A 25,363-nucleotide genomic window follows, 5' to 3' on the forward strand; every position below is an offset into this window, starting at 1 on the left:
GTTCCCGTATGCGTAAAGGCCACCCAAGGGTGGCCTTTTTCATAACGGGTGATAATCAGTAACGCCAGGTTAGTGAAGCCTGAACTTGTCTTGGTGCACCATAAAAAGCCTGATCCCAGTAAAGACTGGCCAGGTGTTTTTTATCCGTCAGGTTGGTGACATTGAGCGCCAGATTGAGATTCTCGCTTACATCGTAGCGAACAAATACATCCACTAACGCATAGCCCGGCTGCTCCCGGCTTTGAGTGGGCTGTGCCGCAGTATAGATATCATCCTGCCATTTTACACTCGCCCCCACCGATAGTTCTGACAAGGTTTTGGGGTAGTAAACACCAGACAGCTTAGCCATGTTACGTGGCACATAAGTGCGAACCTGCTGGCCTTCATGACCTTCTACGCTGTTTAACCAGGTGTAACCAAAGCTGACATTAAACACGTCTGCGATGGAACCAACCAATTCAAGTTCGGCACCATCAGATTGATAATCCAGGCCAAGGTAAGTGTTTACGCCATTATTGACGGCGGCAAATTCGCCAACATTTTTCAAATCGGCGCGAAACACCGCCAGGGTGGCGGTGGCATTGTTATTCAGATTGAACTTGGCACCTATCTCGGCATTGTTGCCCTTGGCTACGCCCAGTGCTTTAAAGTCCGGGTCAACAAATGACTGGGGGGTAAATACTTCGCTGTAGCTGGCATACAACGCCATGCTGTCATTCAGTTCATACAAGCCGCCAACATAAGGCACTGTCTCGGTGGCATCAGAACTTGAGTCTGTACCATAGCTATAGCCATGCTGAGCTACCGACATAGTGCGGGCGCCTAGTAACAAAGAGAATGCGTCGCTTAAATGCAGGCGGGTTGCCAGGTAAACCGAACGGTGGATCTGCTTATCCTGATGCCCACTGCTGTATGGATCTGAGGGATCAAATTCGCCAATTTGGGTTTTTCCCGCTGCCCAGTCAGCGCCCAGCATGGCACCGCTGAATTCATTGTCGTAAAACGACTGACCAAAGAGCTCAATGTGAGCGTAGTTTATCCCGGCCATCAGTTCGTGTTGGCGACCGAACAGGTTGTAAGTACCGCTTAAATACACATCGGCGATACGTTGGGTTTCATCCAGATCATACTGATTCGGCAGGCCTATCATGCCAAGGCCGGTGTGCTTATCTGGCGCACCATATACGTACATCACAGCTGAATCCTGCACCACTTTGTTGTGGCTAAGCAGCACATTCAGACTCCAATTATCGCCAAGCTGATGGCGCAGTTCAGCAAAAGTCTGGCTGTTTTTTACATCTCGGTAGGCCCATTCGGGGGCGGTACTGGTAGACACGTCAAAATCGGTCGGGCTGCCATCACTGTAAAAAAGGGGCAGGGCACCAGATAAACTGCCGTCCACTTTATTCAGATTGTAACTATGGCCAAGGGTAACGGCAGTATTGGCGTTAAACAGGTATTCGCCCACCAAATAGATCAGGCTGTTATCGTCTTGTTTGCGGTCCAAATAGGAATCGGCTTGCTCTTTTACCACCACAGCGCGGCCGTTTAGGCTATCGCTAAGGTTGCCTGATACATCTCCTTCAAAGCGTAAACGACTCTCTGAGCCTGCTGACAGGCTGGCATAACCGCTTAGCTGCTCGTTTGGGCGTTTGCGTAGGTAGTTAACGGTGGCCGAAGGATTGGCCAACCCTGTAACCAAGCCAGCTGCTCCTTTGAGTACTTCCACCCGTTCAAACACCGCCGTATCTGGGTTGCCATGAGATAAACCGGCAGAAAAAGGTACGCCGATGCCGTCGTACTGAAAATTTACCACGTCGAAACCGCGGGCGGTGTAGTAGATCCTATCGGTTTCCACCTTTTCCACTGTTACCCCAGGGGTGTATGCCAGCAAGTCGTTGACCGAACGCAGGGCAAAATCGTCCATCTGTGGTCGAGATACCACAGTGACGGTTTGCGGGGTTTCATAAACAGTCAAGTCGAGCTTGGTTGCCGAGCGGCTGACTCCTTGATTACCGTATACCTGAATAACTTCTACCTTGTTTGCCTGGTCTTCGATGGTGCTGGCAAAGGTGGTGGTGCTCACTGCACAAGAGGCGATTAAGGCAAGTTTTACCACTTGCGCTGTGGTACTGAGTGTCGGTGTTTTTGGCATAGCTGTGTTTGTGGTCATCTAATTTAAGATGAGCGGGATCATATTCAATTACCTCTTTTGTGTAAATAAGAATGATTATCAGTAATGCGCTTTGAGGTGTCTAAGAGCTTTGATTTTCCTCAAATGTTCTAAAATTAAATTCGCTTATATTCTGAGCTGAAGGATCTGAACTACAGCAATTGGCGTATAAGCCGATTAAGGAATAGCATCAATAGCCGCCATTCACATGTTTTGAGGTTTTGTCATGTATTGGAATAAAACATCGCATCCTTTGTTCTTCATCATATTCAGTCTGTTGGTAATGGAGACATTGCTGTTGGCGTTCTGGTATGACACCTGGGGAGTGGCACTGCTTATCGGCTTACCTCTGGCTGCCATGCCTATGGCCGCAATGAAGTGGAATGGTGATTCTGCCAGTACCCCGCATGTGGTGGCTATTGCGCTGATGTTGTTTACCGCACTGCATATCCATCAAAGTAATGGCCTATTGGAATTCCATTTTGAAGTCTTTGCTTTTATGGCTTTCCTGTTGGTTTACCGTGATTGGAAAGTTCTGGTTACCGCGGTGCTGGTGGTTGCTGTCCATCACATCGGCTTTTTTGCCATGCAAACCAATGGTTTGCCACTGATGGTGCTGGAAGAAAGCCATGCCACCTGGGGACTTTTGATTTTACATGCGGTTTTCGCCGTGACCGAGGCCATTATTCTTGGCTTGGTGGCAGAGCAAAGCCGTAAGGAAGGCATGGCGGGCATGCACCTGCGTGCCAGTATTGAGCAAATGCTGGCAGAGCCAGAGCAGATTCGCCTGAAACAGGCGCTTGCCTACTGTCAGACACATAATCTGGCAGCCTTTGGTGGTTTTTTGCAGACCCTGAATGAGCAAATAGAGAAGGTTACGCACGAAACCCGGCATCTGGAAGCACAGTCTGACACGCTAGCTAATCTGACCCAGGAGCTGCATGCTTCTGCCAATACCCAGAAGTCCACAGCCATGGACGCGTCACAAACGGCCGAAGCCTTGGCTGATGATATGGCCAATTTAAGTGACAGCGTGCAAAGCCTTAGCAAGTTGATTGATTCCGTGGTGGAAAAAAACGCCGATGTTAATCTGGCCCTGAAAACCTCATCGGCGAGCGCGGACAATCTGGTCTCCCAGTTCCAGCAAAGTCGCGTTCAGATCGCGCAGTTGCAGCAGGTGGGAGATCGTATTGTTGATGTGCTCAATTCCATTCAGGGCATTGCTGATCAAACCAACCTACTGGCCTTGAATGCGGCGATTGAAGCCGCTAGGGCTGGCGAGCAGGGACGGGGCTTTGCGGTGGTGGCAGACGAAGTCAGAGCGTTGGCGGGCAAAACCAAAGACGCCACCTTAGTGATCGCGCAGCAGACCACTGAGCTACGGCAGGTTGTGGGATCCACTGTGGATGCTTTCGCGCAGTCTGAACAGCAAGTGTCGCAGATGAGTGACGACATCAGTAAGAGTACCAAGCTGATTGAGGAAGTAGACCAAGCAATGGGGGATGTACAAGGCGTGACATCCAAAGTGGAATATAGCGCAGAGCACGGCGCCAAATTTGCCGCCGATGTCTCCGATATGTCGGTGCGCCAGCAAGAAGCCATCAGCGCCGAACTACAAGCTATTGAAGAGGCGACTGTCATTGCCGGGCAGGTGGCGCAGTCTGCCGATGTGTTGTTCAATCAGGTTAAGGCCTTTGATAGCCAGTGAAGCGTGCATGGTTATGGCCAGTGACTATCGGTATCTGGCTGCTCTATATGCTAGGGGCATTTTTCCTGATGGGTGACAGGCATTTGCGCTGGTTTGACCCGGAGCAGAAGCTGACCGTCCAGCAAAGCGCCCTGCAAGCTTATATTGTCGATTTACCCGACAATACAGTTATCGAGTTTGTTGAGCCTGGATGCTACTGCAACCCCTTTTCCAGCGAGCATCGTGAGGAACTGCGGCACGACTTTGCCAAGCAGGGAAAAACCTTGCGGGTGGTAACGCCGGGAGACGAGGAGCGTGTCTGGCTACCTTCTGCACCAGCGGTTCTGGTTGTTGGGGAGAACAAGCAGATAGTGTATTTGGGTCCTTATAGTGCTGGATTATATTGCAGTGCGAATAACAGTTTTGTGGTGGCAGCGATAAATAACTATCAGCGTGCCGGGCTTGCGACGGGCATTTTGGATGATGCCCAGGGCTGCTACTGTCGCCTTTAACTGGCAACTCACCAGACCTAATTGCCCTGGCGGTTATTCACTTAGGTCAAGCCATCCAGACATTCTGTGCTAAGCCTTTGATTGCGCTGACTCTGGCCCTGCGCCATTATGCCTGTCCGACAAGAAGCGATTTATGGATGGTGGTGATTGCAGCAGGCCGATGTACCTGAACGTTTTGGTGTGAGTCTGGCCATTCTGGCCGCCTTTGGCTTTTCCTTCAAAGCCATATTCGTCAAGCTGGCGTACGCCAGTGCCGAGGTCGATGCGGTGACCTTGCTTACCCTGCGTATGCTATTTGCCTTTCCGATTTTCTTTATTGTCGGCTTTTCGGCGCTGCGCGGTGGCCCGGCGTTAACCAGAAAAGACTGGCTGTTGCTGGTACTGCTTGGGTTAGCGGGCTACTACGGCGCATCCATTTTGGACTTTATGGGGCTGGCTTATATCACCGCAGGGCTGGAACGTTTAATCCTTTTTACCTATCCCACCCTGACGATTTTGCTCGGCGTGCTGTTCTTGGGTAAGCGCTTTGACCAGCGATTGGTATTGGCACTGCTGCTTTGTTCTATGGGTATTAGCCTGGCATGTGCCACGGACTTTGGTTCGTCAGACGATGATTCAGCCGTGCTTACCGGCGTTTTACTGATTTTTGGCTCGGCTTTGGCCTATGCCTTCTACAGTGCATTTTCTGAAGTCTCAATAAAACGCCTTGGCTCAATGCGTTTCTCAGTACTGGCCATGTTGGTCTCTATTTTGGCCGTACAAACCCACTTTCTGCTGGTAAATCCGCTGGAAAACTTAATTCAGCCCATGCCCGTCTACCTGTATTGTGCTGCGATGGCGGTATTCTCCACTGTGCTGCCGGTGTTCTTTCAGTCTGCCGCCGTGCGACGTATCGGTGCTCCGCGAACCGTGTTGATTGGCACTCTGGGACCGGTTCTCACCTTGTTTTTCAGTTGGCTGATCCTGACCGAACCCCTGACTTTACTGCAATTTGTGGGTACTGCCCTGGTGATTATCGGGGTTATGGTGGTGAACAAACCCAAGCGAAGCTAGTACAAGTATCGGAACCACCTTAGCTTGCCAGCCTTGCAAAGCCTTGTACCTAAACAAAATATGCTTATACACTGAGGACTTACTGAAACTGATTAAGTCGGGAGTGTGCCATGCGTATTGTGACTCTGGGGATCTTACTGAGCTTGCTGGCCGGGTGTTCCAAACCGCCAGTGACGGATGTGGCCAAAAGCCAGCCGGACACCGCAAAGGTTCAGCAGGAACAACGTTTTAATGTGCTATTAAACGGTAATGTGGTGGGGCACTTGTATGCCACGCAGCAGGGCAATGACATCAGCATCGATTTCGACTTCAAAAGCAATGGTCGGGGGCCTGCCTACAAAGAGCAGATAAGCCTGAATGACCAGGGCATTCCTCAGAGCTGGCAAATAAGCGGCAACACCACCTTCGGTAATCCGGTAGAAGAGCAAATGCAGATCCATGCCGGGCAAGCCACCTGGCGCGACGCTACAGGTCCGGGAGAAGCCAGAGTAGAGAGCAGTGCTCTCTACGTGCCGCAAAACAGCAGCCCTTATCAAGCCTACATAATGACAAGGGCCTTGATGAATACCGAAGGCAAACGCATGGCAGCGCTGCCGGCCGGTACCATGCGCCTGACTGCACTGGAAACCTTAACCCTGGATAACGACAAGGGGCCGGTGACACTCAATACCTTTGCCCTAAGCGGCGCGCAATTGGATCCCGACTATTTGATCCTGGACGATAAGAAGCAGTTTTTTGCCTATATTACACCGCGGCTTATTGTGATCCGCGAAGGCTATGAAGCCGATGAAGCCAAGCTGCGCCAATTATCGGCCAAGTATTCCACCGAACGTTTTGAGGCTATTCAATCTGAATTTGCCCATCAATACCAAGGGGCGGTGCGGATCCGCAATGTGCGGATTTTTGAACCTCAAACCTTAAGCCTGAGTGCGCCAGTCTCTGTGCTGGTTGAGGGCGAAAAAATTGCTGCCATTGAGCCATTGGAGGTGGCCACCCAGGCCGGTGAAACCGAAATTGATGGTGCAGGCGGCACCTTAGTGGCCGGACTGTATGAGATGCACAGCCATACCGGCGATGACGATGCGCTGATGAATGTGCTGGCCGGTGTAACCACAGTGCGAGATATGGGCAATGCCCTGGAAGTACTGGATGAACTTAAAGACAAAATCGACAGTGGTGTACTGGCGGGCCCGCGTATTACCCGCTATGGCATGATTGAAGGCAAAAGCCCGTCCAATAACAACAACGGTATTTTGGTAGCCAGCCAGGAGCAAGCTATTGAAGCGGTACATACCTATGCCAAGCACGGTTTTGAAGGGGTAAAACTCTACAACAGCATGAAAGGGGAGTGGGCCCCGGCTATTGCCGAGGAAGCAAAACGTCTGAATATGCGGGTAACAGGTCATGTGCCAGCGTTCTCTAACGCCAATGCCATGATCCGCGCTGGTTTTGATGAAATGACTCACATCAATCAGGTGATGCTGGGTTGGGTGTTAAAGCCCGATGAAGACACTCGTACCTTATTGCGGCTGACTGCGCTGGACCGCTTGCCAGCATTGGATTTGACCAGCCCGGCGGTACAGGAAACCCTGGATTTGATGGTGGAGCATAATGTTACCATCGACCCCACCCTGGCTATTCACGAATATCTTTTGTTGTCGCGTAATGGCGAGACCCGTGCCGGGGTGAGAGATTATATCGAACATATGCCGCCAGGTGTGCAGCGTAGCGCCAAGGTGTCACTGGCAAAAATTGCCAGCCCTGAGCAGGACCAAGCGTACCGCGGTGCTTACGAGCAAATCCTGACGGTACTAAAAATGATGAAAGCGCGGGGCATCAAACTGTTGCCTGGTACCGACCTGGGCGGTGCATTTAACCTGCATCGGGAGCTGGAGCTTTATGAGCAACTGGGCTTTAGCCCGGCCGAGCTGTTAAAGCTTGGCAGTTATGATATGGCCAATTACCTCGGCCATAGTGACCGCGGCAGTATTGAGCCGGGTAAACTAGCGGACTTCTTTTTAGTGCCAGGTAATCCGACTGAAAATATCAATGCCATTAAAACCATCAGCCTGGTGTCTCGCGGTGGCGTATTCTATTACCCCAGTGAGGTGTATCCGAGCTTTGGTATTAAACCCTTTACCGATATTCCCAAGGTGCAAGTGCCCGCCAGCTTGTAGTTCAAAGGGATGAACAGGCTGGCGACGCAATTTCCATATCGCCAGCCTGTTTCCTATCAGTTCAGTCACATTTGCCCTAGTTGGCTGTCTCTTTTGTCAGAATATCGATCATGGCTTTGGCTACCCCGGCCGATGACAGGTAGTTTTGCCCGGTGATGATCCGTCCATCGATTTCAATATGTGGTGTGTTGCGCGGGCTATACAGGAAGGTGCCACCGCGCTCTTCAATGGTTTTGGTAATAAGAAACGGGAATTCCTGGAAGTAAGGCCTGTCCTGATGCTCATACACGTCAGGATAACCGCTGATACGTCGCCCCGTAACCAGGTATTCACCGTTTTTCAACCTAAGGTGGGCAATGCCGGCGGTGCCGTGGCAAACCGCAGAGATAATGCCGCCATGCTGTTCATAGATGGTCATGCTGATTTTTTGCAGTTGTGGATGGTCAGCTACCCCATACATGGCGTTGGTGCCGCCCACGTAATGGACGGCCCGGTAGTCTTGTGCCACCACTTGCTCGGGTTTCAGGGTATGGCCAATGGCATACATAAAGTCGCTGTTGTACAGATACTTTTTGTGCATGGGGTCTGAGGTATTGATGTACGCCAGTGGCAACGCGCCACCTTGCGGACTGACAAAGTCTACGCTGAAGCCTGCCTTGGCAAATTCGTCGTAAGCATTGACGATTTCCGAGAAGCTAACGCCGGTAGGCAGGTTGGAATCACCATGAAAGTGTGCGCTGGATAGAATAAACAGGATGCGTTTGCCATTATGTGGGCTGGCTTCGCCTACCGCGCTTTTGCTTAAAATCTGCCACACCCCATCGAGCTTTTTCAGTAAAAACATATCGATATAGCGCTGCTGCCTGGCTGGCATCAGGATTTCGGCTTTTACTGTGGCCAGGTTGCCTTCCCTGTCTATATGCAGAATACGGCCAAGACGCCCGTTGAACTTGCCCTGATTAGCCTCCTTGTACCAATTGATATAGTCAGTGGCCGGTACTTCCCAAAAGGGCGTGTCCGGCTTTTCCAGATACAAGCGGGCCTGGCTATGAAAGGCTTGTTTTAGTCTGGCTTTATCGCTGTAAGCACTGCCGTGGAAATAATCTTGGATGGCGGTTTCTATGGCTGCATGTTCTGTTGCTGCGGTTAATTCTGCGTCTGACCGGGCTGCTGCTACCTGTGTATAGGTGAGCAAAATCAGCCAGGTGATAAGTGCGAAAAATCGATGTTTCAAAATAGTACCCTCCGTTAAAGTGGCTGGCCACGTTAACGAAAAGGCCTTGAAAAACACTACGAAATGATAATTCCGTAGTGTCGAATTATGCTTTCGAAGCCTTGGCTGGTGTGAGCTGGCGGAATTTGGCCGGAGTGGTGCCGGTAAATTTCTTAAAGGCCGAGTAAAAGGTGGAAAGGGAGTTGTAACCCGAGGCATCGGCGATATCTTCGGCACTTAACGAGGCATCTGACAGCAGCAAAGACTTAGCATGCTCAATACGTTTTTCATTCAGGTAATGGGGGAAGGACATAGCCAGGTTGTCGTTAACAAACTGCGATAATCTGGAGGTGTTAGTGCCCAGGCGCTTGGCCAGTTGCGCCAGGGTCAGGTTGGGATTTAGGAACAACTGCTCGTCGTGCATCAATTGGTTAAGCCTGACCAGCATAGCGGCCGCATCATCATGCGGAATTTTTTTATCCTGATAGCGGTGTTGTTGGCGTTCCCGGCGGGCAAGAACCGCCATCATGATGCTCAGATACAAGATCAGCGAAAAACTCAGTGCACCACTGATATAAGAGGTATAGGCACCCGTGAAGTAGGCAAGCCAGATCACCGCGGTACCCAGCCATACACTTAAACAAAGTGTCTGTGGGTTGGATAAATCCAGCGGCTTTTGCCTGACTTGCTGCAGCAAGGGGCTAACGTGCCGCAGGCTGAGTAGCAGGTAAAACAGCCACACATAGTTCACCACTTTATACAGCACATCACCCCAGAGTGGGGCGTGGGTTTGATATGGATAAAGCACGCCGATAATGAGGATGGCCGACAGTGGCACCAATACATGGAGCCAGCGAGACTTGGGAAGGGGGGCCTGATGGCTTATCGACTGGCAATACAGATATAAAAAGGGCCCAATCAGCAAACAGGCAGACAGCCCAATTTGCAGGAAGACTTTGGCAAGATCCGGCGAGAAATAGAAAAACACCGACTTACCCACACGAATACTAAGCATCAGCAGCAGACCACCAAGTAGCACGTCACTTTGGCTGCGGTGAGCTTTGCTTAGCAGGTAACCTACCAGCAATAAGGCGTTAAATACCCCCAGGGCGCTAAAAAAGAAAAGCAGTTGTCCTGTCATCAGTGTGTGTTCAAATTATTGTTATGGCTGAAGCGGTGGTTTTCGCCGACAACTATATCTTCTGGAGCGGGCAGGGCAACCGTAAAGTGTAACTGGCTATATAGGTTTCACTGCGCAAGTGGCAAGTCTCTGACTAAGCGGGGGAAGCCAGTTTATTAACATGGAGCCAAACGGCTGGCCTGCTGAGCCAGATAAAATAGGATGTTTAACCCCGCCTCTATGCCAACAACGCATCCGAGTTGAGCCTGGCTGTTTAGGTATTTGCGGGAATGCTGAGGGGATTTTGTATCTTTTATATTCAGGGCTTTGGGGCAGGTGTTCTGCCCCTTTTCCCAGTTAAGGCCGTTGGCTACCAGGCACCGCTGCCAGCGTAGAAAACAGTGTCCCGGGCCTGAGATTCGCCGCTGGTAAGTTCTTCTATGTAAAAGTGAATGTCGTTTTTCTCCTGCTCTGGCGCATCCGGTACCGACACCGCCAGTACGGTGGTAGCGTGTTCTCCGGCGCCCACTTCAATCTGAGTTGGGCCTTTAATCTGCAGATCATTGAGGCCATCCACACGAATACTGTATTGCTTGGGGTGCTGGGATTTATTCAGGGTTTTCAGCACAAAAGTGTTCTCTATATCGCCCAGGTTGTTGATGCGGTACAACGACTGGCGATCGCGGTTTACGCTAACTTCAAAGTCAAAACGGTGCGTGGCCCAGACAAACATCATGGTTAACGTCAGCAGCACTGCGGCACCATAGCCAAGATGGGCGGGCCAGTTACTTTTACTGCCTGCTTCAAGCGCATAACGAATCAGCCCTCTGGGGTAGTTGAACTTATCCATGGTGGCGTCACAGGCATCCACGCACAGTCCACAGTTGATGCAGGCGTATTGCAGGCCGTCGCGAATGTCGATACCCACCGGGCACACCTGGACGCACAGGTTGCAGTCGATGCAATCACCGGCACCTTTGGGTTTTGCCACCCCACGCTTTCTTGGCCCGCGCGACTCACCGCGGGCTGCATCATAGGCAACCAGTTTGGTGGATTTGTGGAACATGGCAGACTGGAAGCGCGAGTAGGGGCAGATATGCTGGCACATTTTCTCGCGCAGCCAGCCGCCGTTGATATAAGTACAGACCGCAAAGAACCATACCCAGCCCTGGATAAGCAGGCTGGCCTCTAAGGTAAAAAATTCGGTATAGAGTTGCCTGGCCGGTACAAAGTAGGAAATAAACACCAGCGCCGTACCCAGAGATAGGGCAATCCACAAGCTATGCTTGAGGCTCTTCTTGGCGAGTTTCTGGGTGCTCCAGGGCTGACTATCCAGAGTACGGCTGTGGCTGTGACTACCTTCCACCCGGCGTTCAACCCAGTTGAACATTAGTGTCCACACCGTTTGCGGGCAGGCGTACCCACACCAAACCCGGCCATACAGCTGGGTGATATAAAACAGCATAAAGGCACCGAGGATAAACAGCAGCGCAAATATCGCCAGGTCGTGCGGGTACAAGGTGACGGAAAATACCGTCAGGGTCTGCTGCGCGATATCGAACTGTATGGCCTGTCGGCCGTTGAATTGCAGCAGCGGCAGCAGCACAAACATCCCGACTAGCAGGAAGTTCAAATAGCGGCGGATGCGCTGGAATCGGCCGCTTTGCTCTCGGATGTAAATCTTGGCCGGCGAGGCAGGCACCTTAAGAATAATGTGCTGCTCAGCGATGGATGAATTATCCATGTTACCCCCACAGGATCTGGTGAAAGACCCGCGAAAGTGTAAGGATTAATTCTGTCTGTAATAGATACAATAAAGTAAATTACAATAGGTACAGATTGGATAGATGACGCACGCGCATGACGAGTTTTATATACGAGCAATTGGCCCAGCGTTTTAGCGAACAGATTCACACCGGACTTTGGCGCCCGCAGCAGCGTTTGCCGTCTATTCGCCAGTTGAGTGAGCAGTTTGGGGTGGCCAAGATCACCGTCCAGCATGCTCTGCATAAACTCGAAGCCAGTGGGCTGGTGGAAGCCCGGCCACGCTCCGGTTATTTTGTCTGCCTGCGTCCCATCCCGGCTGCGCCATCGTCTAAACGTTTGCTGAACACAGAGCCGAGCCTGGTTAATATGCCGCTGATTTTTCAGGATATTATGGCCAGAAGTGCGGCTTTTGATCTGTGCCCTGGCGCACCCTTTAACGAACCGGCCAGTCACTTGTTGCAGCTTAATCGCCATATCGGCAGGGCGATGCGCCAGCAACCGCTGCACAAAGCGGTGTATTACACCGGCCCTCAAGGCAGCTTTGCCTTAAGAGAACAAATCGCGCTGCTTTACCAGGGGCGTGGCTGCCCGCTCGATGCTGAGGCGCTGTGTATTACTGCGGGTTGTCAAAATAGCTTGTTCCTTGCTCTGATGAGCTGCTGTGAACCCGGTGATACGGTGGCGGTGGAAAGCCCGGCCTTTTATGGGGTGTTGCAGTTGCTGCAACAGTTACGGCTGAAAGTGGTGGAAATACCTGTGTCACCCACGTTGGGCCTGAAAGCCGCGGATCTGGAAGCTGTGGTGCGCAAATGGCCGGTGAAGGCCTGCGTGATCACGGCCAGTTTTGCCACCCCCACAGGTGCGTCGATTCCTGGCGAGGAAAAACGTCAGTTGGTGGCACTGGCAGACCAATATTCTCTAACCCTGATTGAAGATGATATCTACGGCGACTTGGGTTTTCACTTTCGCCCTGAACCGCTTAAAGCCTTCGATAAACAGGGCAACGTGATCTTATGCAGCTCGATCTCTAAATCGCTATCCAGGGATTTGCGTTTGGGCTGGATAGCCGGTGGCCGCCACCATGACAAAATTGTGCATTTAAAGCTGATTAACCAACTGGCCAGCGGCCAGGCCATACAGGAAGGACTAGCCAGCTTTATGGCCGAAGGACATTACAAACGCCATTTGCTGCAATATCGTCAGCAACTTAAGCGCCAGCGCGATGACTTACTCAAGGCCTTAAACGAGCTATGGCATTTTCCTTTCCGTTATACCGTGCCAGAAGGCGGCATTGCGCTATGGCTGGAACTGCAAAAACAGCAGGACACCGCCCGTTTTTACCAGCCGCTGCTGAAGGAAAACATTGTGATTACCCCCGGCGCACTGTTCTCCACCCAAGGGCATTTTAACAACTACCTGCGCCTAAGCTTCGCCCATCCGGCCACTGGCCAACGGCGACAGGCCCTGGCCAGATTGGCTGGGGTGTTTGCTGGTGGCAGTTAAGGGAATTCGACTACCCATTAAAGCGAGTCAATACCACTGCCAAGCACGTACAGATAGATAGTCATCAGATAAAACACCACGGCCAGAAGCAATGCACCAAGTAATGACATGAAATTTCCCTTCGGCAATTGGCTGCGCCAACCCCTAATCAGCACGACAAGAGAGAGCATGGCCAGAAGCCAATGCGAGATAAACCACAAATTCTCGCCCAGTCCCAAACGGTAGAAATTATCCCAGTTAAGTCTTAGCAGATAATCTACTGCCACTATGGCTAGCAGGCCACCAATCCAAACTAATAGTGCTTTTCGCATAGAAGCTTTAGGAAGCGTATTCATGAAACCTTCTTATCAGTGGTTGCGAAGGGCTGTAACAGATAGAAACCTAGTCAAAGTGATAAGTTATGGCAAAGCTGGTTTGATGGGGAATTGGTGAGGAAGCTAAAAGGCGTTGCCCACCTAGGCCGTGAGATTATTACCCGCGTTCACCGCTGGCGGATGGAGTGGACCGCCCCGGTCTAGTTGCCTTTACTTGGTAAAATCTCTCGGCTTAAAGCCTTTAAAAATGGTGGCCCCAGCTGGACTTGAACCAGCGACCTACCGATTATGAGTCGGGTGCTCTAACCAACTGAGCTATAGGGCCATTTTGAGACGCGTTTTACGCCATTGCGGTGTAAAAGCGAGGCGCAGTATAAGCAGTTTTGTCAGTGCTGTCATCAGTTTGCAAAGTCTGGGCGGCACAAGAGGCGAATAATTGTGCAATCTGGTCTGTGTTGGGCGATGTGCTGTGACTTAATTGCTTTTACAGCGAAACAGGTAAGCCGCAGAGCAGGGGCATCTGCGGGCTTACCTTTAATGCATCTACAATGGCAGAGGCATTGGCTCGCCGTTTAGCAGCGCTTCACCTTGTTTAAGACTAAAGGTGCTCTGATAGCCTTCCGGGGTTTCCACCAGTAAACCTTGCTGCTGCAGCATTTCCAGCATCATAGGGGCGCGCTCTGCTGCCATTTGTTCTGCTTGCTCTTCGTCTATCTGGCCTGCGTTGATGGCACCTTGCATCTGTCCGAGCATTTGTTGCTTGGCCACAAACAGCAGTACCTCTTTATCCGCATTTAGCTGGGCATCCACAAGCAGGTTGCTGAGCCAGAACTCGCGGTACATCCAGTCGCTGTCCATGGCGTCGTCTTGCAACTTGATACGGCTGTTGATATAGCCGTCAAACTTACCCATAGGCAAATTGCCGCTGAGTTTAGACAGGTTCAGAGCTGGGCTATCCAGCAGGGCGATGGGCAGGTTTTCTTCAATAAACTGCATCATGGTCTGGGGATCGGCAGCGTCACCGGTGCGAGCCAGTTTCTGGTATTCCATCAATACGCCTTCATTGATGTCTTGCAGTTGCACCTGCATAACCAGGTCGCTGGCCGGTTGACCGGCTACCGCGATGTTGTCTGCCAAATAGGCCAGTTCCATATTTCCTGTGCCTTTATCTGCATTGCGGCTGCTTTGTACTTCAATGGCTAGGCCGCTTGCGTCCACTTCACCAATTTCGGTGCCGGGTACGCTGATAAGCAACTGTGCCAGGCTGATGCGGGTTTTACTGTTATAAAATCCCCCTTCCATCATGGTGGCAAGGCCGACATCGGCATGCATATCAATTTTCAGGTCATTGACGGCCAGGCGACGCTCACCATTTTCTTCACCCAGCAGACTCTGCGCTTTACCGCTGTAGTACATGCGCTGACTTAAGATTTCACCACTGCCCTGATAGCCACTGAATTGAATCTGGCTGTTGTCTTTTTCCTGGAAGCGCCAGGCTGGCATTTGGTCGCTGAAGCTGTGCCCGCCAAACAAACCACTCACACCACTTAGGCGATAAATGGGCTGATCGTCTGCCCAGCTAAGCTTTTCGCGCAAGGTGTCAGCGGCCACATCAGCTTGCCAGGCACTTAATCCCAGCAGACCTTGAGAGGACAGGACAACCGGGCCGTGGGTTAGGGTGAGATTAATGTTAAACATCGGAAACGCTGGTAATTCCGCGGTGGGATCCAGTTCGTGCATGTCAAAATGGACTTCGATCACGGCCTTGGCGTCGAACCAGCCGCGCTGGTATTCCTTCACGCTGGCCTGATAACCGGCTTGTTGGTTTAACTGAGCAACCTGTTCATTGACCAGTTGCTCTATTTGTTGGCCAATAAAATGTGGGGCGATAAGTGCACCGGCGACAGTCATGGCTACCGCGCTGGCGATGAGTCCTTTTTTCACGAATGTTCCTTGTTGAGGAGATATAATGCGGACGCGAAACCTACTAGATTCTGCGCCGCTTATCCAGTCCTCTGTAGGCCAGCAGGGTCAAAAGCAGCCAATAACCTAATGTACCGCCACCACCACTGTCGGTTGGGCTGCTCGTGGCCGGAGCATTAACCTGAATCGTGACGCTGTCGCTAGTGCTTACACCGAATATATCTGTGGCGGTAAGTTGCAGGGTGATTGTGCCGGCGCTACTGGGCGCAACAAAGCGGGTGACTAGACCGTCACTGGTCAGTTGCACTGAGGTTCCACTTGTTTGCTGCCAGGCGTAGGTTAGGTTGGCTTGATCGTCAGAGGCAGTAGCTTCCAACAGATTCACCTGAGCGCGGGTATTTACTTGCATATCCGGCCCTGCATTAACATTGGGGGCCTGATTGCTGTCATCATCCAATATGCTCAGTTGCAAGGTGCTGGGTTGCCCAAGCTGCGTTTCTCCCGCGGCTTGTAAAACCAGTTCGAGAGTTTCAGTGGCTTCACTGAGGCTGTCATTTAGGGGCTGTAACTGAATGGTTTTTGGCGTGTTGTCTCCGTCTGCCCAAACCAGGGTATTGCTGGTTTGTTGGATATCTTCACCCGCAGTAGCGGTTTGGCTGACCAGGCTGTAGCTAACACGTAACTCGCCACTTTGCCCGCCGATACGCTGCACCTGCACACTGTAGCTAGGCTGATTTTCCAGCAAGGTGAGGGCACTTTGGCTAAAGGCAATTACACCAGGCGGCACTATGCCGGCAATGTCGACCCGGGTCAGGTTGGTCTGCCCAAGGGTGACACCGCTTCTTGGGTCAAATAAACGTACAAAAAAGCTCTCTGGCGGTTCGTTATCCAAGCTATCGGGTTGAATTTGCAATTGAATGGTACGGGATGTCTGGTCGCTACCATTCCAGGTAAGGCGGCCGCTGGTGGCGGTAAAATCCGCAGAGGTTGCTGAGCCTTCCAGAGTTTCGTAACCCACATCAACCAGACCATCAGCGGTGCGCTGCAGTTCTACAACTAGGTTCAGGGTGAGTCCTTCTTCTGTGTTGACCTGGGCTTGACTCAAACTCACGCTGCCAAGGGGGCTTTGGCGGCTATTGTCGCGCAATATATACAGCCCGGTGTTGACATCGCTGACCAGGATAAGGCCACTTGGCAGAAAAGGATAAACACCCCAGGCACCATTGAAGGTGGTTTGGTCGCTGGTGGGGTAGGTATCAAAAAAGCCGGCTTCGGTTGGGTTGGCTGGGTCACTGATATCCAGAATCGTCAGGCCGCGTTCGTAGTTAGACATATAGTAACGGTTGCCGCGCACAAAACCGTTGTGATCAATGGCTCGGGTTGGGCCAGTCCAGGTGCCAGCCAATTGCGGGGCGGTCAGGTCACTGATATCAAAAATTCGCAGTGTGGTGTTTAAACCCAGTCTGGCTTCATCCAGCTCATCGTGTACCAGAATGTAGCCTTTATCCTCGCTCCACCATCCCGAGTGTACATAATTGGCTTCTTGGTAGGTGGTGCTGCTGAGCTGCGTGGCTTCAGGTAATTTTTGCTGCCATAGCCGGAATTCGCCTTCGTTAAAGTCCAGCAACACCAGGCAGCCAAGCTGATTTTGCTCACATTGCGTGGTGGCCCGTTCATCCGTAATAACCAACGATGCGGCATCATGGCTGTAGTCTTCGCGCCCAGCACGAGGCGTGGTGTACTCCAGCGTTAGGTTGGTTGGGTCGGCAAGACTGAAGCCATGCAAGGAGCCTGAGCGGTTATCGGCGCCACTGATATTAACCAATGGGGTTTGGCCGGATAACGGAATGTTCAGGCTGTAATCCACATTGCTGATGTACACATTATGCGCTGCATTGTGCAACGCCTGGCGCTTAACCAAACTTACACGTTCAGGTAACTGGTTTAGGTCAATGATGGTCAGACCTTCGGTGACCGAATCGGCCGTGGCGTATGCGTAAGCTTGCCAGACGCCGAGCTGCGGCTCAAAATATTGATAAACTTTGATATCCCGCCACAAGGTCGACTCGCCGCTGATATGCCCAACTACCGCGGGGTTTTCAGGCGTGGCAAGGCTAACCACTGACACGCCGTTGGCCAGCCCAATCAGTGCGTATTCTATGCCGGTATTTAAGTCGATATGCCCCCAGATATCATTGGCTGACGACGGGGAGCCAAGGGCGCTAAGTGGTAGATGCCCGACCAAATCGACATTGCTGCAGCTATAACTTCCTGCCTTACCATCCATACATGCCTGCGCAGTTTGCTGCTGGTTCAATGACTGGATGGTATGCAAGCTTCGCGTTACTTCAGCGGAGGCTGCTTGGTGGCGGTCTTGTAAGGCAATAAAGCCTTGCTCAGTAACACGCTGTAGATATTCAGGGGGAATGCCACTTATAAATGTTGGATGGCTGTCGGGCGCCTGCGATTGATACAGATCGACACGGCTGTAGCCACCCTGGACCGGCACTAAACTGCTTAGCAATGCCAAAAGTTCCGGCTCTGCCAGCGTGTTGTAGCGTCCTGCTGCTACAAGCACTTTATCGCCCTTATTGGCCCGACTGACAGCATAGGCAATAGTTTGGCAAGGGCGCAAGCGATTGTCACAGACGCCCTGATCTTTTCCATCCATGGCCACAAATCTGGCCTTATCGTGTTCGCTATGGCTTAAAGCGCCTTGACTGAATAGCGCAGAAACCAGCATCATAGGCAGAAGCAGTGGCCGCATTCTAAAACCTTAATAAAAATAGCAATATGACATTTAATCCTGTGGCAAACATAGCAGCATTTTTTCAACCTTTAAAACCTTCTCTCAGGGTTTTTCTGTTTGTGTTGTGTGGTCCTCTTTTGCTAACGGGGTGTGGCTTTTTTATGCCATCCCACAAACTTCAGGTTGAGCTTCGTTTTGACGGCAGGGCATTGCCCTGTGGCACGGCGTTAAGCCTGCAAGGCGCACCCTGGTATCTGGAGCATTCTAAGTTTTATCTTAGTGAATGGCGGGATCAGGACGGCAAGGCGTTACCCTTAGTCAACAATAAGTGGCAGACCAGCGAGACTGTGTTGGTTTCCATTGAACAGCGCGAATGTTGGCAGGATGGGGAGATGGCTGGTAACCACAAAGTTGTTTTTGATAGCGAGGTGGATTTATCTGAGGTGTCTGAGCTGCAGTTTGTGCTGGGGATCCCGTTTGCACAGAATCATCAAAACCCCTTGGCTCAACCCTCGCCATTGAATCTGTCGAGCATGTTCTGGACCTGGCAAAGCGGTCATAAGTTCGCACGTATTGAACTGAAAGCTGTGGCAGATAGTTGGGCATTCCATCTTGGCAGCACCGGCTGCGACGCTGATTCAGCCATGCGTGCACCGGCTGAGGCCTGCGAGCATCCCAATTTACTGGTATTTAACCTTAAGCGCCCTAAAGGCAAGGCACAAACGCTGGTGTTTCATATAGATAGATTGCTGGAAGGCATCCGGGTGGGGCAGGAAAACAGCTGTACCTTTCACCCCGATGAAAGCGCCACCTGTGAGCAGTTATTAGGAAATTTGCGGCAAGCCGTTATTGAGTGGATTTAAATGCGGCCTGCGGCGGCCCTTATTTTCACTTGGCTGTGGGTACTGGTTGCCTGTTCCCCTGTTGAACCTACCTATCAATGGAAATTGCCTCCTGGCTTTCCCGAGCCGGATGTTCCCGCCGACAACCCCATGTCTGACGCCAAAGTTGCCCTTGGACGCAAACTATTTTACGACCCCAATTTATCTGCCAATCAAGGCCAGGCTTGTGCAAGCTGCCATCAGCAAGCATTCGCCTTTGCCCAGCCTACCGCTGTGGCGGTAGGAAGCACAGGGGAGTTGCACAGGCGTAACAGCCTGGCACTGGTCAATGTGGCCTACAATGCCACCTTAACCTGGGCTAACCCTAAACTGACGAAGCTGGAACAGCAGTTGTTGATCCCCTTGTTTGGTGAACATCCTATTGAGTTGGGGATTAACAGCCATGACACAGAGGTGCTGGCGCGCTTTAGCGGTGACGACTATGCACCGTTATTCAAGGCTGCCTTTGGTGACGCCGAAGCCAGCTTTGAGCGTATTGTGATGGCGCTGGCGAGCTTTGTGCGTAGCCTGGTGTCGTTTGACAGTCCCTTTGACCGCTACGCTTATCAGATGCAGGACGATGCCTTGTCTGAGTCAGCCAAGCGCGGTATGGCCTTGTTCTTTTCGGAACAGTTGGAATGTCACCATTGTCATGGCGGATTTAACTTTAGTCAGTCCAGCCGTCACGCAGAGCAGACGCTGATGTTGCGGCCCTTCCACAATACCGGTTTGTATGATGAAGATGACAGAGGAGCCTATCCTAAATCTGATCAGGGATTGTATGAAGTGACCGGGCAGTTAAGGGACATGGGGAATTTTCGCGCGCCCACGCTTAGAAACGTCGCCCGCTCTGCACCTTACATGCATGATGGCAGTGTAAAAACTTTGTCAGAGGTGATTGAACTGTATGCCGCAGGAGGGCGCAGCCAAGGGCAGGATAATCCGCATAAGAGTGTGTTTATCAAGGGCTTTGTCATGAGCGAAGAGCAAAAGCAGGACTTGCTGGCGTTTTTACACAGCCTGACTGATGACAACTTTCTGACTAATCCTCAGCATGCCCAACCCTGAATGCTAAATTCGAAAACCAAAGCTAAAACCCGGTTTTTTCTACTGAAAGTGGGTAAATTATGGGGTGCGAAGTCAGGAAAACTCTGATATCTTTTGGCCAATTACCAAGCCCATACTATAACAATAACGTCAGTTGCTACGAGGACGAACATGACTGAAAAGCCTTATTTGCTGAGTGGTCGTAATACCATCATTCACAAGTTGCGCAAGTTTGACTTGCTGGTTCTCAATGGTGATGACAATCCCCCTATCCTGGTGACGCACAAAGGAATCAAGGAATTCACCGGTCAGGTTCCAGAGAGTAAACGCGACGCTAAGCTGATGGATATGGAGCTGCTGGATGTCACCTTGGGTGATTTCTTTGGTGAAGAAAAGATACTGCTGTTTATTCAAACCCTGAATGGTAAAGAATACAAAATTGACTATAGCAAAGTCGGTACTGAGTTGTTTATCCGTATTCACCAAGACAGTATCATCTGATAGATATTAATGCTGTTTTCAAAAAGGGCCTTCTAAGGCCCTTTTTTGTGATTCTCAGGCTGTGACTTGTTTTCTCAGAAAGTATTTTTGTTACATTTTTTGCTGGTGAACTGAAAAATTATTTTAAGGAACGCCTGTTTTTGAGTTTTTGTCATCCAATACGGTCAATTCGTCACTTAGTCCCCCAATTACAGCTTATCCCTCGCTAGACTTACTATGTTGGCCTAGTGAACCAACCTGTACATATTTTATAGATATGTATTGTTTCCCTGATTGGGGGCCTATTTGGCCCCCGCTTTTCGCTACTAATGCTTGTCATTTCTCTTGTTGCTAGATCTTTGCACCCCGCATTTTTCGTTTTGTTCAGCCAGATGGTGGTCGCTGACTAACGCCTTGCGCCCCAAAATTGCTGTGTTTTTGTGCATCCAAGGGGTGAGAAGAGATTAATCTTTGTTAATTCAAAAGAATCTTGCTATCAATAAGTTTAGGTTCAACAAGGCCGTTGCGTTGTGCCATTTCATGGACAGAGTTGTAATCCATCAGAATCTGCAGGTTTTCCTCTATGTTCTCTGTATTGATTTGTGACGACTCACAAGTAGCGCGTAAGCAGGTTGCCAAATGCCTTCCACAAGACTGGGAGGTAGCGGTGCATTTTGCCCGCCATGGTGAAGAAGCTGTGACGGCCTTGGCAGAGGGAAAGGGCCAACTACTGTTATTGGACTTGAATATGCCGGTTATGGATGGCTACCAAGTCTTGGAACATATTCAGCAAGCTGGGTTGCAAACCGCTGTTGTGGTCATTTCTGGCGACGTTCAGCCGGAGGCCCACGAGCGTGTTAAGCGGCTCGGGGCACTGGAATTTATCGAGAAACCTATCAATCCTGAGGTGCTTCGTAACCTGCTAATTAAGCATCAACTGTTCGTTCGTGAAGTCACTCAGCCTGCGCCAGAGTTAGACCGGCTGGATCCTGCCCTGCGTGACTGTTATCAGGAAATCACTAATATCGCCATGGGCCAGGCCGGCGACCATCTGGCGCGTATCCTCAACGTCTTTGTCAAACTCCCCATTCCGAATGTAAACCTGATTGAAGCTTCTGAACTTCTGATGATGTTGCAGGATATCGAGGACAAAGAAACGGTATCCGGGATTTGTCAGGGGTTTGTCGGCCCAGGAGTCTGTGGTGAGGCGCTGTTTATTCTCAGTGATTCCAGCTTCAATGACGTGGCGAAAATCCTCAATATCGAAGAGGAGGTGGACGACCGGGTGCAGTTGGAGCTGCTGATGGATGCTGCCAATATCCTGATTGGTACTTGTTTGAATGGGCTGGCCAATCAACTGGATATACATTTTAGCCAAGGTCACCCGGTTGTACTTGGACAGCACCGCAATATCACTGAGCTGATTAATACCAATCGCACCCGCTGGCGACGTACGCTGGCGATCGAGCTGAGTTACGGGCTTGAAGGATACAAGGTGCAATGTGACCTGATTTTGCTTCTTACAGAAGAGTCACTCAAGGTATTGAACAACAAGCTTTCCCATCTGTTGGAGGACTGACCATGAGTAACGCCTTGCTAAGCGATATGACAGAGTTCCACTGGATGATGGATATGTTGCAAACCGTTGATGTTGGTTTGGTGGTATTGGACAGACATTTTAAGGTAAAGCTGTGGAATGGTTTTATGGAGAGCCATTCGGGTTTGCTGCCCAGCCAGGTGCGAGAGAAGTGCTTATTTGATCTGTTTCCTGAAATAGACCAAAAATGGTTTACCAATAAAAGCCGCCCCGTGTTCGAACTAAGAAACCGGGCATTTATTATCTGGGAACAACGTCCTTATTTACTGCGGTTTTCTAACTATCGACCATTAACCGGTACCGAAGATTTTATGTATCAGAATATCACCTTGTCGCCTCTCACTAGCACTACGGGGCAGGTCGACAATATTTGCATGATGATCTATGACGTAACGGATGTGGCAGCCAGCAAAAAACTGCTTGAGTCTACACAGGTAACACTGAGTGAATGGCAAGAGCGTACTTAACCCTGATGTCAGTTATGCCGATTACCCCATTTTTTATCCTGCTGGTCTGCTGACCCTATGCCAATTACTTATGTCAAGGCAAAATAGTTAGCGTAATGGTTAATGGGATCCACAACGTGAAATGGTGTGTTGTGCTGCTTGGACTGCTGGGCTTACCGGCTCAGGCGGCGTTTAAATGTGAAGCTGACCTGCAATACGGTTTAGCGGTGAATGACCGCTATATTCGTGTGATCAATTCTTCCCGCACGCTTTACCAAATTAATCAGAGCAAGCAGTTGATTGTGCGCGGTGAATGGGTTGAGCTGCCACCTGAGCAGCAGGAGATGCTTCAGGAACTGGCTGATGGTCTGCATTATGCCGTGCCCAAGGTGGTGTTATTAGCCAGTGAAGGGGTGGACTTAGCCATTGGGGCAGTTGATCACGTTTATGTGGGTTTGGTTGGCAGTGATCATGAGAGCTATGAGCGTTTACAAAAGGCCTTGTGGCGGGTTAAGCAGAAGGTTAAAACCAAGTTCATTCGTGCCAGCGACAACTATTACATTGGTCCCCGCAGTTTAGAAAATGTCGACGAGCTGATGGACAACCAACTAGAAAGCCAGATTGAGGAAGCATTGACCACCTCGGTGGGTGGCATTCTGTCTGCTATTGGCGGATTACCTGCGCAGGGCGACGAAAATCTGGAAAAACGTATGGAGATGCTGTCTGCCAAGCTAGAGAATATGGGCGCGGAGATAGAAAAACACATCGCCCCACAAGCCAACAGCCTGCGACTGAAAGCTGAATGGTTTTGCAATGAAATTAAACGTTTGGACGGGGTTGAGGAAGAGCTGCGCCGCACGGTACCCGCTCTGGCTCCCTACGATTTAATTGTCACCGGTCAGGCAAATCCGCTTAAGTAACCTGTAAGCCGAGACGATATTGATCTTGTCTGATAAGACTAAAAACATGATATTTATAATGTTTATTGTAAATGTTTTAGATTAGGATTAAGCGTTAAGCGCCAAAGGTCACTCAGGAGCGGACATGTTTCAAGAACTCTATCATTTCATAGAGAAGACCTTCTTCTTTACTCTCAGCCGCAAAATTATCGGCAATCTGACTTTCCTGTATCTGTTTCAGGTGCTTGCCTTGTGGCTGGCATTCTCTGATGCCAGTTGGGCTCAATCATCGGTCTTGCATATTGCCTTAGGTGTGATGAGTGTACTGGTGTTTCTGTTTACGCTTTTTTATATGAATTACCTGATTGTGCGTCCGGTACGTGCAATGGTGAAAAATCTGGACGAGATTAACCACAGGCAGGGTGATCTTTCCGGACATTTGCCTGCTTTTACCCATGATGAATTCCGCCAGTTGTCAGATGGTTACAATGCCTTTGTGGATAATCTGTCACAACTGCTTAAGGGGATTGGTAGCCAGGCTGCCAGCGCCAGTAGCAAGAACCAACAGGTATTGCTTAAAGTGAACAACGCCTCGGCCAATGCCCGGCGTCAGGACAAGATCAGTGATGAGATCTTTGCCTCCAGCAAGCAAGTCAATGATGAAATTCAGGCCATTGTCACTCGTACTGACGAAGTGGCTGATGCTACCAAGGATAATCTGGGCGCTGCTCAGTCATCTATGACCAGACTGGTTCAGTTGTCAGAGGATGTGGGTGATATCGACAGTTTGCTCAAAGAGTTCGATAATACCGTCGGCGGTATGAAGGAAAATGCCGACAATATTCGCAACATCCTGAAAATGGTGCAGGAATTTTCCGATCAAACCAATTTGCTGGCACTTAATGCCGCCATTGAAGCTGCGCGTGCAGGAGAAGCGGGACGAGGCTTTGCCGTAGTGGCTGACGAGGTTCGCACCTTATCGGTGAAAGTGAACGAAGCAACCGGCCAAATCAATACCTTCATTAACCAAATGGAAGGCTTGGTTAAAAACACCCAGCAAGAGTCATCAAAGCTAACCGAAGTGGCGAACAAAGCGCAAAGCGATATTTCACATACCAATGATCAGTTTGGTCAAATGGTCGAACAGCTTGAGCTGAATACAGAACGTCTTGCCGCCATTGGCGAGTCTGTGCACGCTCTGCGTCGCACCTATGATGCGGCACATGAATCTGTGGCGAATATCTCGACGTTAGGCGCCGAGATTCGTTATGACATGCAGCAGGTTGAACAGGAAATTCAGGAGCTAAAAGTCGAAACAGAGACCACCCAGAAACAATTGCAGCGTTTTGTCTAGGTGACATCCCACTCAGGCTTGTCTTTGATTCCTAAACTTTGCGAATATCCAGCCGCCAGCTAACCCTGTGGCGGCTTGGGTAAGCAAACCCAGTGCGCCTCTGGCGCCGGCAATCAGAGTAATATCCATAATCGGCTGCATGGCCAGGTGGATGCATAGCAGGGCGACAAAACCTGCTAAGGGATATAAAAACACAGCGTTAATGGAGAAACGTCTACTCAGCCATCCGGCTATACTGAAGGCCAAAAGCAGGCCAATGGCAATTATCAGCCCATAGGTGGGCAGTAATCCCCACCAATCACTTAAACTCATTTGCAACCTGTCTGTTAGCGCAACCTGAATACCTTGCCCGGCCAGGCCCGCCAGGACAAACTGGCTGTGCATCAGGCTGGCCAGGCTAAAGCAGCCAAGCCACGCCAGAAGAAAACGAATGATCAAGAAGCGCGTTCGCATGCTGCTCTCCCATAA

The 25,363-nt window shown here is 50.6% G+C and carries 20 protein-coding genes and 1 tRNA gene; 12 read left to right on the forward strand and 9 right to left on the reverse strand.

Annotation, left to right across the window (positions count from 1 at the left end; translation table 11 throughout):
* Positions 1–55 precede the first annotated feature (55 nt).
* Positions 56–2,173 carry a TonB-dependent siderophore receptor gene (locus KJY73_RS03970; protein WP_214340511.1) on the reverse strand — a complete coding sequence of 706 codons (2,118 nt, stop codon included), beginning with the start codon at positions 2,171–2,173 and terminating at the stop codon, positions 56–58.
* Positions 2,174–2,399: 226 nt separating this feature from the next.
* Here KJY73_RS03970 and KJY73_RS03975 point away from each other — a divergent pair, with 226 nt between their 5' ends.
* The 4 genes from KJY73_RS03975 (at position 2,400) to KJY73_RS03990 (ending at position 7,602) form a co-directional block, all read left to right on the forward strand.
* The gene (locus KJY73_RS03975) at positions 2,400–3,881 is read left to right on the forward strand and encodes a methyl-accepting chemotaxis protein (RefSeq protein ID WP_214340512.1); all 1,482 of its coding nucleotides are present in this window, start codon (positions 2,400–2,402) and stop codon (positions 3,879–3,881) included.
* Positions 3,878–4,372 (forward strand): DUF6436 domain-containing protein, encoded by a 495-nt coding sequence (locus KJY73_RS03980; RefSeq protein WP_214340513.1) that lies wholly within the window; start codon positions 3,878–3,880, stop codon positions 4,370–4,372. Before KJY73_RS03975 ends, KJY73_RS03980 begins: the two co-directional genes overlap by 4 nt.
* A gap of 147 nt (positions 4,373–4,519) precedes the next feature.
* A complete protein-coding gene (locus tag KJY73_RS03985; protein ID WP_214340514.1) occupies positions 4,520–5,425 on the forward strand; it encodes a DMT family transporter in 906 nt (301 codons plus the stop codon).
* Positions 5,426–5,535: 110 nt separating this feature from the next.
* Positions 5,536–7,602, forward strand: a complete 2,067-nt coding sequence (locus KJY73_RS03990) for an amidohydrolase family protein (protein ID WP_214340516.1) — start codon at positions 5,536–5,538, stop codon at positions 7,600–7,602.
* A 76-nt stretch (positions 7,603–7,678) separates the two neighbouring features.
* Here KJY73_RS03990 and KJY73_RS03995 read toward each other — a convergent pair whose 3' ends face one another.
* The 3 genes from KJY73_RS03995 to ccoG all read right to left on the reverse strand — a co-directional run bounded on the left by KJY73_RS03995 (position 7,679) and on the right by ccoG (position 11,679).
* Positions 7,679–8,836, reverse strand: a complete 1,158-nt coding sequence (locus KJY73_RS03995; RefSeq protein ID WP_232848386.1) for a nuclear transport factor 2 family protein — start codon at positions 8,834–8,836, stop codon at positions 7,679–7,681.
* An 85-nt stretch (positions 8,837–8,921) separates the two neighbouring features.
* A complete protein-coding gene (locus KJY73_RS04000; protein ID WP_214340520.1) occupies positions 8,922–9,956 on the reverse strand; it encodes an AraC family transcriptional regulator in 1,035 nt (344 codons plus the stop codon).
* A 349-nt stretch (positions 9,957–10,305) separates the two neighbouring features.
* Positions 10,306–11,679, reverse strand: a complete 1,374-nt coding sequence (gene ccoG / locus KJY73_RS04005; protein WP_214340522.1) for a cytochrome c oxidase accessory protein CcoG — start codon at positions 11,677–11,679, stop codon at positions 10,306–10,308.
* 116 nt (positions 11,680–11,795) lie between these two features.
* Between ccoG and KJY73_RS04010 the strand changes: the two genes are divergently transcribed.
* The gene (locus tag KJY73_RS04010) at positions 11,796–13,205 is read left to right on the forward strand and encodes an aminotransferase-like domain-containing protein (RefSeq protein WP_214340524.1); all 1,410 of its coding nucleotides are present in this window, start codon (positions 11,796–11,798) and stop codon (positions 13,203–13,205) included.
* Between the two features lie 17 nt (positions 13,206–13,222).
* Here the strand turns inward: KJY73_RS04010 and KJY73_RS04015 are convergent, their stop codons facing one another.
* From KJY73_RS04015 to KJY73_RS04030, 4 genes are all read right to left on the reverse strand, one after another.
* Positions 13,223–13,540: a hypothetical protein gene (locus tag KJY73_RS04015; protein ID WP_214340526.1), complete on the reverse strand. Its 318-nt coding sequence runs from the start codon at positions 13,538–13,540 to the stop codon at positions 13,223–13,225.
* Between the two features lie 227 nt (positions 13,541–13,767).
* Positions 13,768–13,844 (reverse strand) — tRNA-Ile (locus KJY73_RS04020).
* 218 nt (positions 13,845–14,062) lie between these two features.
* A complete protein-coding gene (locus KJY73_RS04025) occupies positions 14,063–15,463 on the reverse strand; it encodes a YdgA family protein (protein WP_214340528.1) in 1,401 nt (466 codons plus the stop codon).
* A 43-nt stretch (positions 15,464–15,506) separates the two neighbouring features.
* Positions 15,507–18,209: a choice-of-anchor B family protein gene (locus KJY73_RS04030; protein ID WP_214340530.1), complete on the reverse strand. Its 2,703-nt coding sequence runs from the start codon at positions 18,207–18,209 to the stop codon at positions 15,507–15,509.
* A 143-nt stretch (positions 18,210–18,352) separates the two neighbouring features.
* Here KJY73_RS04030 and KJY73_RS04035 point away from each other — a divergent pair, with 143 nt between their 5' ends.
* From KJY73_RS04035 to KJY73_RS04065, 7 genes are all read left to right on the forward strand, one after another.
* Complete coding sequence (locus KJY73_RS04035) at positions 18,353–19,054, forward strand: MbnP family copper-binding protein (RefSeq protein ID WP_214340532.1); 702 nt, start codon at positions 18,353–18,355, stop codon at positions 19,052–19,054.
* Positions 19,055–20,140 carry a methanobactin export MATE transporter MbnM gene (locus tag KJY73_RS04040; protein ID WP_214340534.1) on the forward strand — a complete coding sequence of 362 codons (1,086 nt, stop codon included), beginning with the start codon at positions 19,055–19,057 and terminating at the stop codon, positions 20,138–20,140. It begins immediately after the preceding gene.
* Positions 20,141–20,290: 150 nt separating this feature from the next.
* The gene (locus KJY73_RS04045; protein ID WP_206592555.1) at positions 20,291–20,620 is read left to right on the forward strand and encodes a hypothetical protein; all 330 of its coding nucleotides are present in this window, start codon (positions 20,291–20,293) and stop codon (positions 20,618–20,620) included.
* A gap of 562 nt (positions 20,621–21,182) precedes the next feature.
* Positions 21,183–22,178: a response regulator gene (locus tag KJY73_RS04050; RefSeq protein WP_214340536.1), complete on the forward strand. Its 996-nt coding sequence runs from the start codon at positions 21,183–21,185 to the stop codon at positions 22,176–22,178.
* A gap of 2 nt (positions 22,179–22,180) precedes the next feature.
* Complete coding sequence (locus KJY73_RS04055) at positions 22,181–22,663, forward strand: PAS domain-containing protein (RefSeq protein WP_214340538.1); 483 nt, start codon at positions 22,181–22,183, stop codon at positions 22,661–22,663.
* A gap of 116 nt (positions 22,664–22,779) precedes the next feature.
* Positions 22,780–23,562 (forward strand): YggN family protein, encoded by a 783-nt coding sequence (locus tag KJY73_RS04060; RefSeq protein WP_332874160.1) that lies wholly within the window; start codon positions 22,780–22,782, stop codon positions 23,560–23,562.
* A gap of 124 nt (positions 23,563–23,686) precedes the next feature.
* Positions 23,687–24,895: a methyl-accepting chemotaxis protein gene (locus tag KJY73_RS04065; protein WP_214340542.1), complete on the forward strand. Its 1,209-nt coding sequence runs from the start codon at positions 23,687–23,689 to the stop codon at positions 24,893–24,895.
* Between the two features lie 12 nt (positions 24,896–24,907).
* On the opposite strand, the gene KJY73_RS04070 is transcribed toward KJY73_RS04065, so the two are convergent.
* A complete protein-coding gene (locus KJY73_RS04070) occupies positions 24,908–25,348 on the reverse strand; it encodes a hypothetical protein (RefSeq protein WP_214340544.1) in 441 nt (146 codons plus the stop codon).
* Positions 25,349–25,363 lie beyond the last annotated feature (15 nt).

Origin of the sequence: Bowmanella yangjiangensis, from assembly GCF_018531185.1 — a bacterium.
Classification (GTDB): Bacteria; Pseudomonadota; Gammaproteobacteria; order Enterobacterales; family Alteromonadaceae; genus Bowmanella; species Bowmanella yangjiangensis.

What these genes read in the sequence shown, in the direction of transcription:
- KJY73_RS03970 (WP_214340511.1), bottom strand. Translation starts at nt 2,173, where the DNA reads ATGACCACAAACACAGCTATGCCAAAAACACCGACACTCAGTACCACA.
- KJY73_RS03975 (WP_214340512.1), top strand. Translation starts at nt 2,400, where the DNA reads ATGTATTGGAATAAAACATCGCATCCTTTGTTCTTCATCATATTCAGT.
- KJY73_RS03990 (WP_214340516.1), top strand. Translation starts at nt 5,536, where the DNA reads ATGCGTATTGTGACTCTGGGGATCTTACTGAGCTTGCTGGCCGGGTGT.
- KJY73_RS04000 (WP_214340520.1), bottom strand. Translation starts at nt 9,956, where the DNA reads ATGACAGGACAACTGCTTTTCTTTTTTAGCGCCCTGGGGGTATTTAAC.
- ccoG (WP_214340522.1), bottom strand. Translation starts at nt 11,679, where the DNA reads ATGGATAATTCATCCATCGCTGAGCAGCACATTATTCTTAAGGTGCCT.
- KJY73_RS04010 (WP_214340524.1), top strand. Translation starts at nt 11,796, where the DNA reads ATGACGAGTTTTATATACGAGCAATTGGCCCAGCGTTTTAGCGAACAG.
- KJY73_RS04015 (WP_214340526.1), bottom strand. Translation starts at nt 13,540, where the DNA reads ATGAATACGCTTCCTAAAGCTTCTATGCGAAAAGCACTATTAGTTTGG.
- KJY73_RS04030 (WP_214340530.1), bottom strand. Translation starts at nt 18,209, where the DNA reads ATGCGGCCACTGCTTCTGCCTATGATGCTGGTTTCTGCGCTATTCAGT.
- KJY73_RS04035 (WP_214340532.1), top strand. Translation starts at nt 18,353, where the DNA reads ATGCCATCCCACAAACTTCAGGTTGAGCTTCGTTTTGACGGCAGGGCA.
- KJY73_RS04040 (WP_214340534.1), top strand. Translation starts at nt 19,055, where the DNA reads ATGCGGCCTGCGGCGGCCCTTATTTTCACTTGGCTGTGGGTACTGGTT.
- KJY73_RS04045 (WP_206592555.1), top strand. Translation starts at nt 20,291, where the DNA reads ATGACTGAAAAGCCTTATTTGCTGAGTGGTCGTAATACCATCATTCAC.
- KJY73_RS04050 (WP_214340536.1), top strand. Translation starts at nt 21,183, where the DNA reads ATGTTCTCTGTATTGATTTGTGACGACTCACAAGTAGCGCGTAAGCAG.
- KJY73_RS04055 (WP_214340538.1), top strand. Translation starts at nt 22,181, where the DNA reads ATGAGTAACGCCTTGCTAAGCGATATGACAGAGTTCCACTGGATGATG.
- KJY73_RS04065 (WP_214340542.1), top strand. Translation starts at nt 23,687, where the DNA reads ATGTTTCAAGAACTCTATCATTTCATAGAGAAGACCTTCTTCTTTACT.
- KJY73_RS04070 (WP_214340544.1), bottom strand. Translation starts at nt 25,348, where the DNA reads ATGCGAACGCGCTTCTTGATCATTCGTTTTCTTCTGGCGTGGCTTGGC.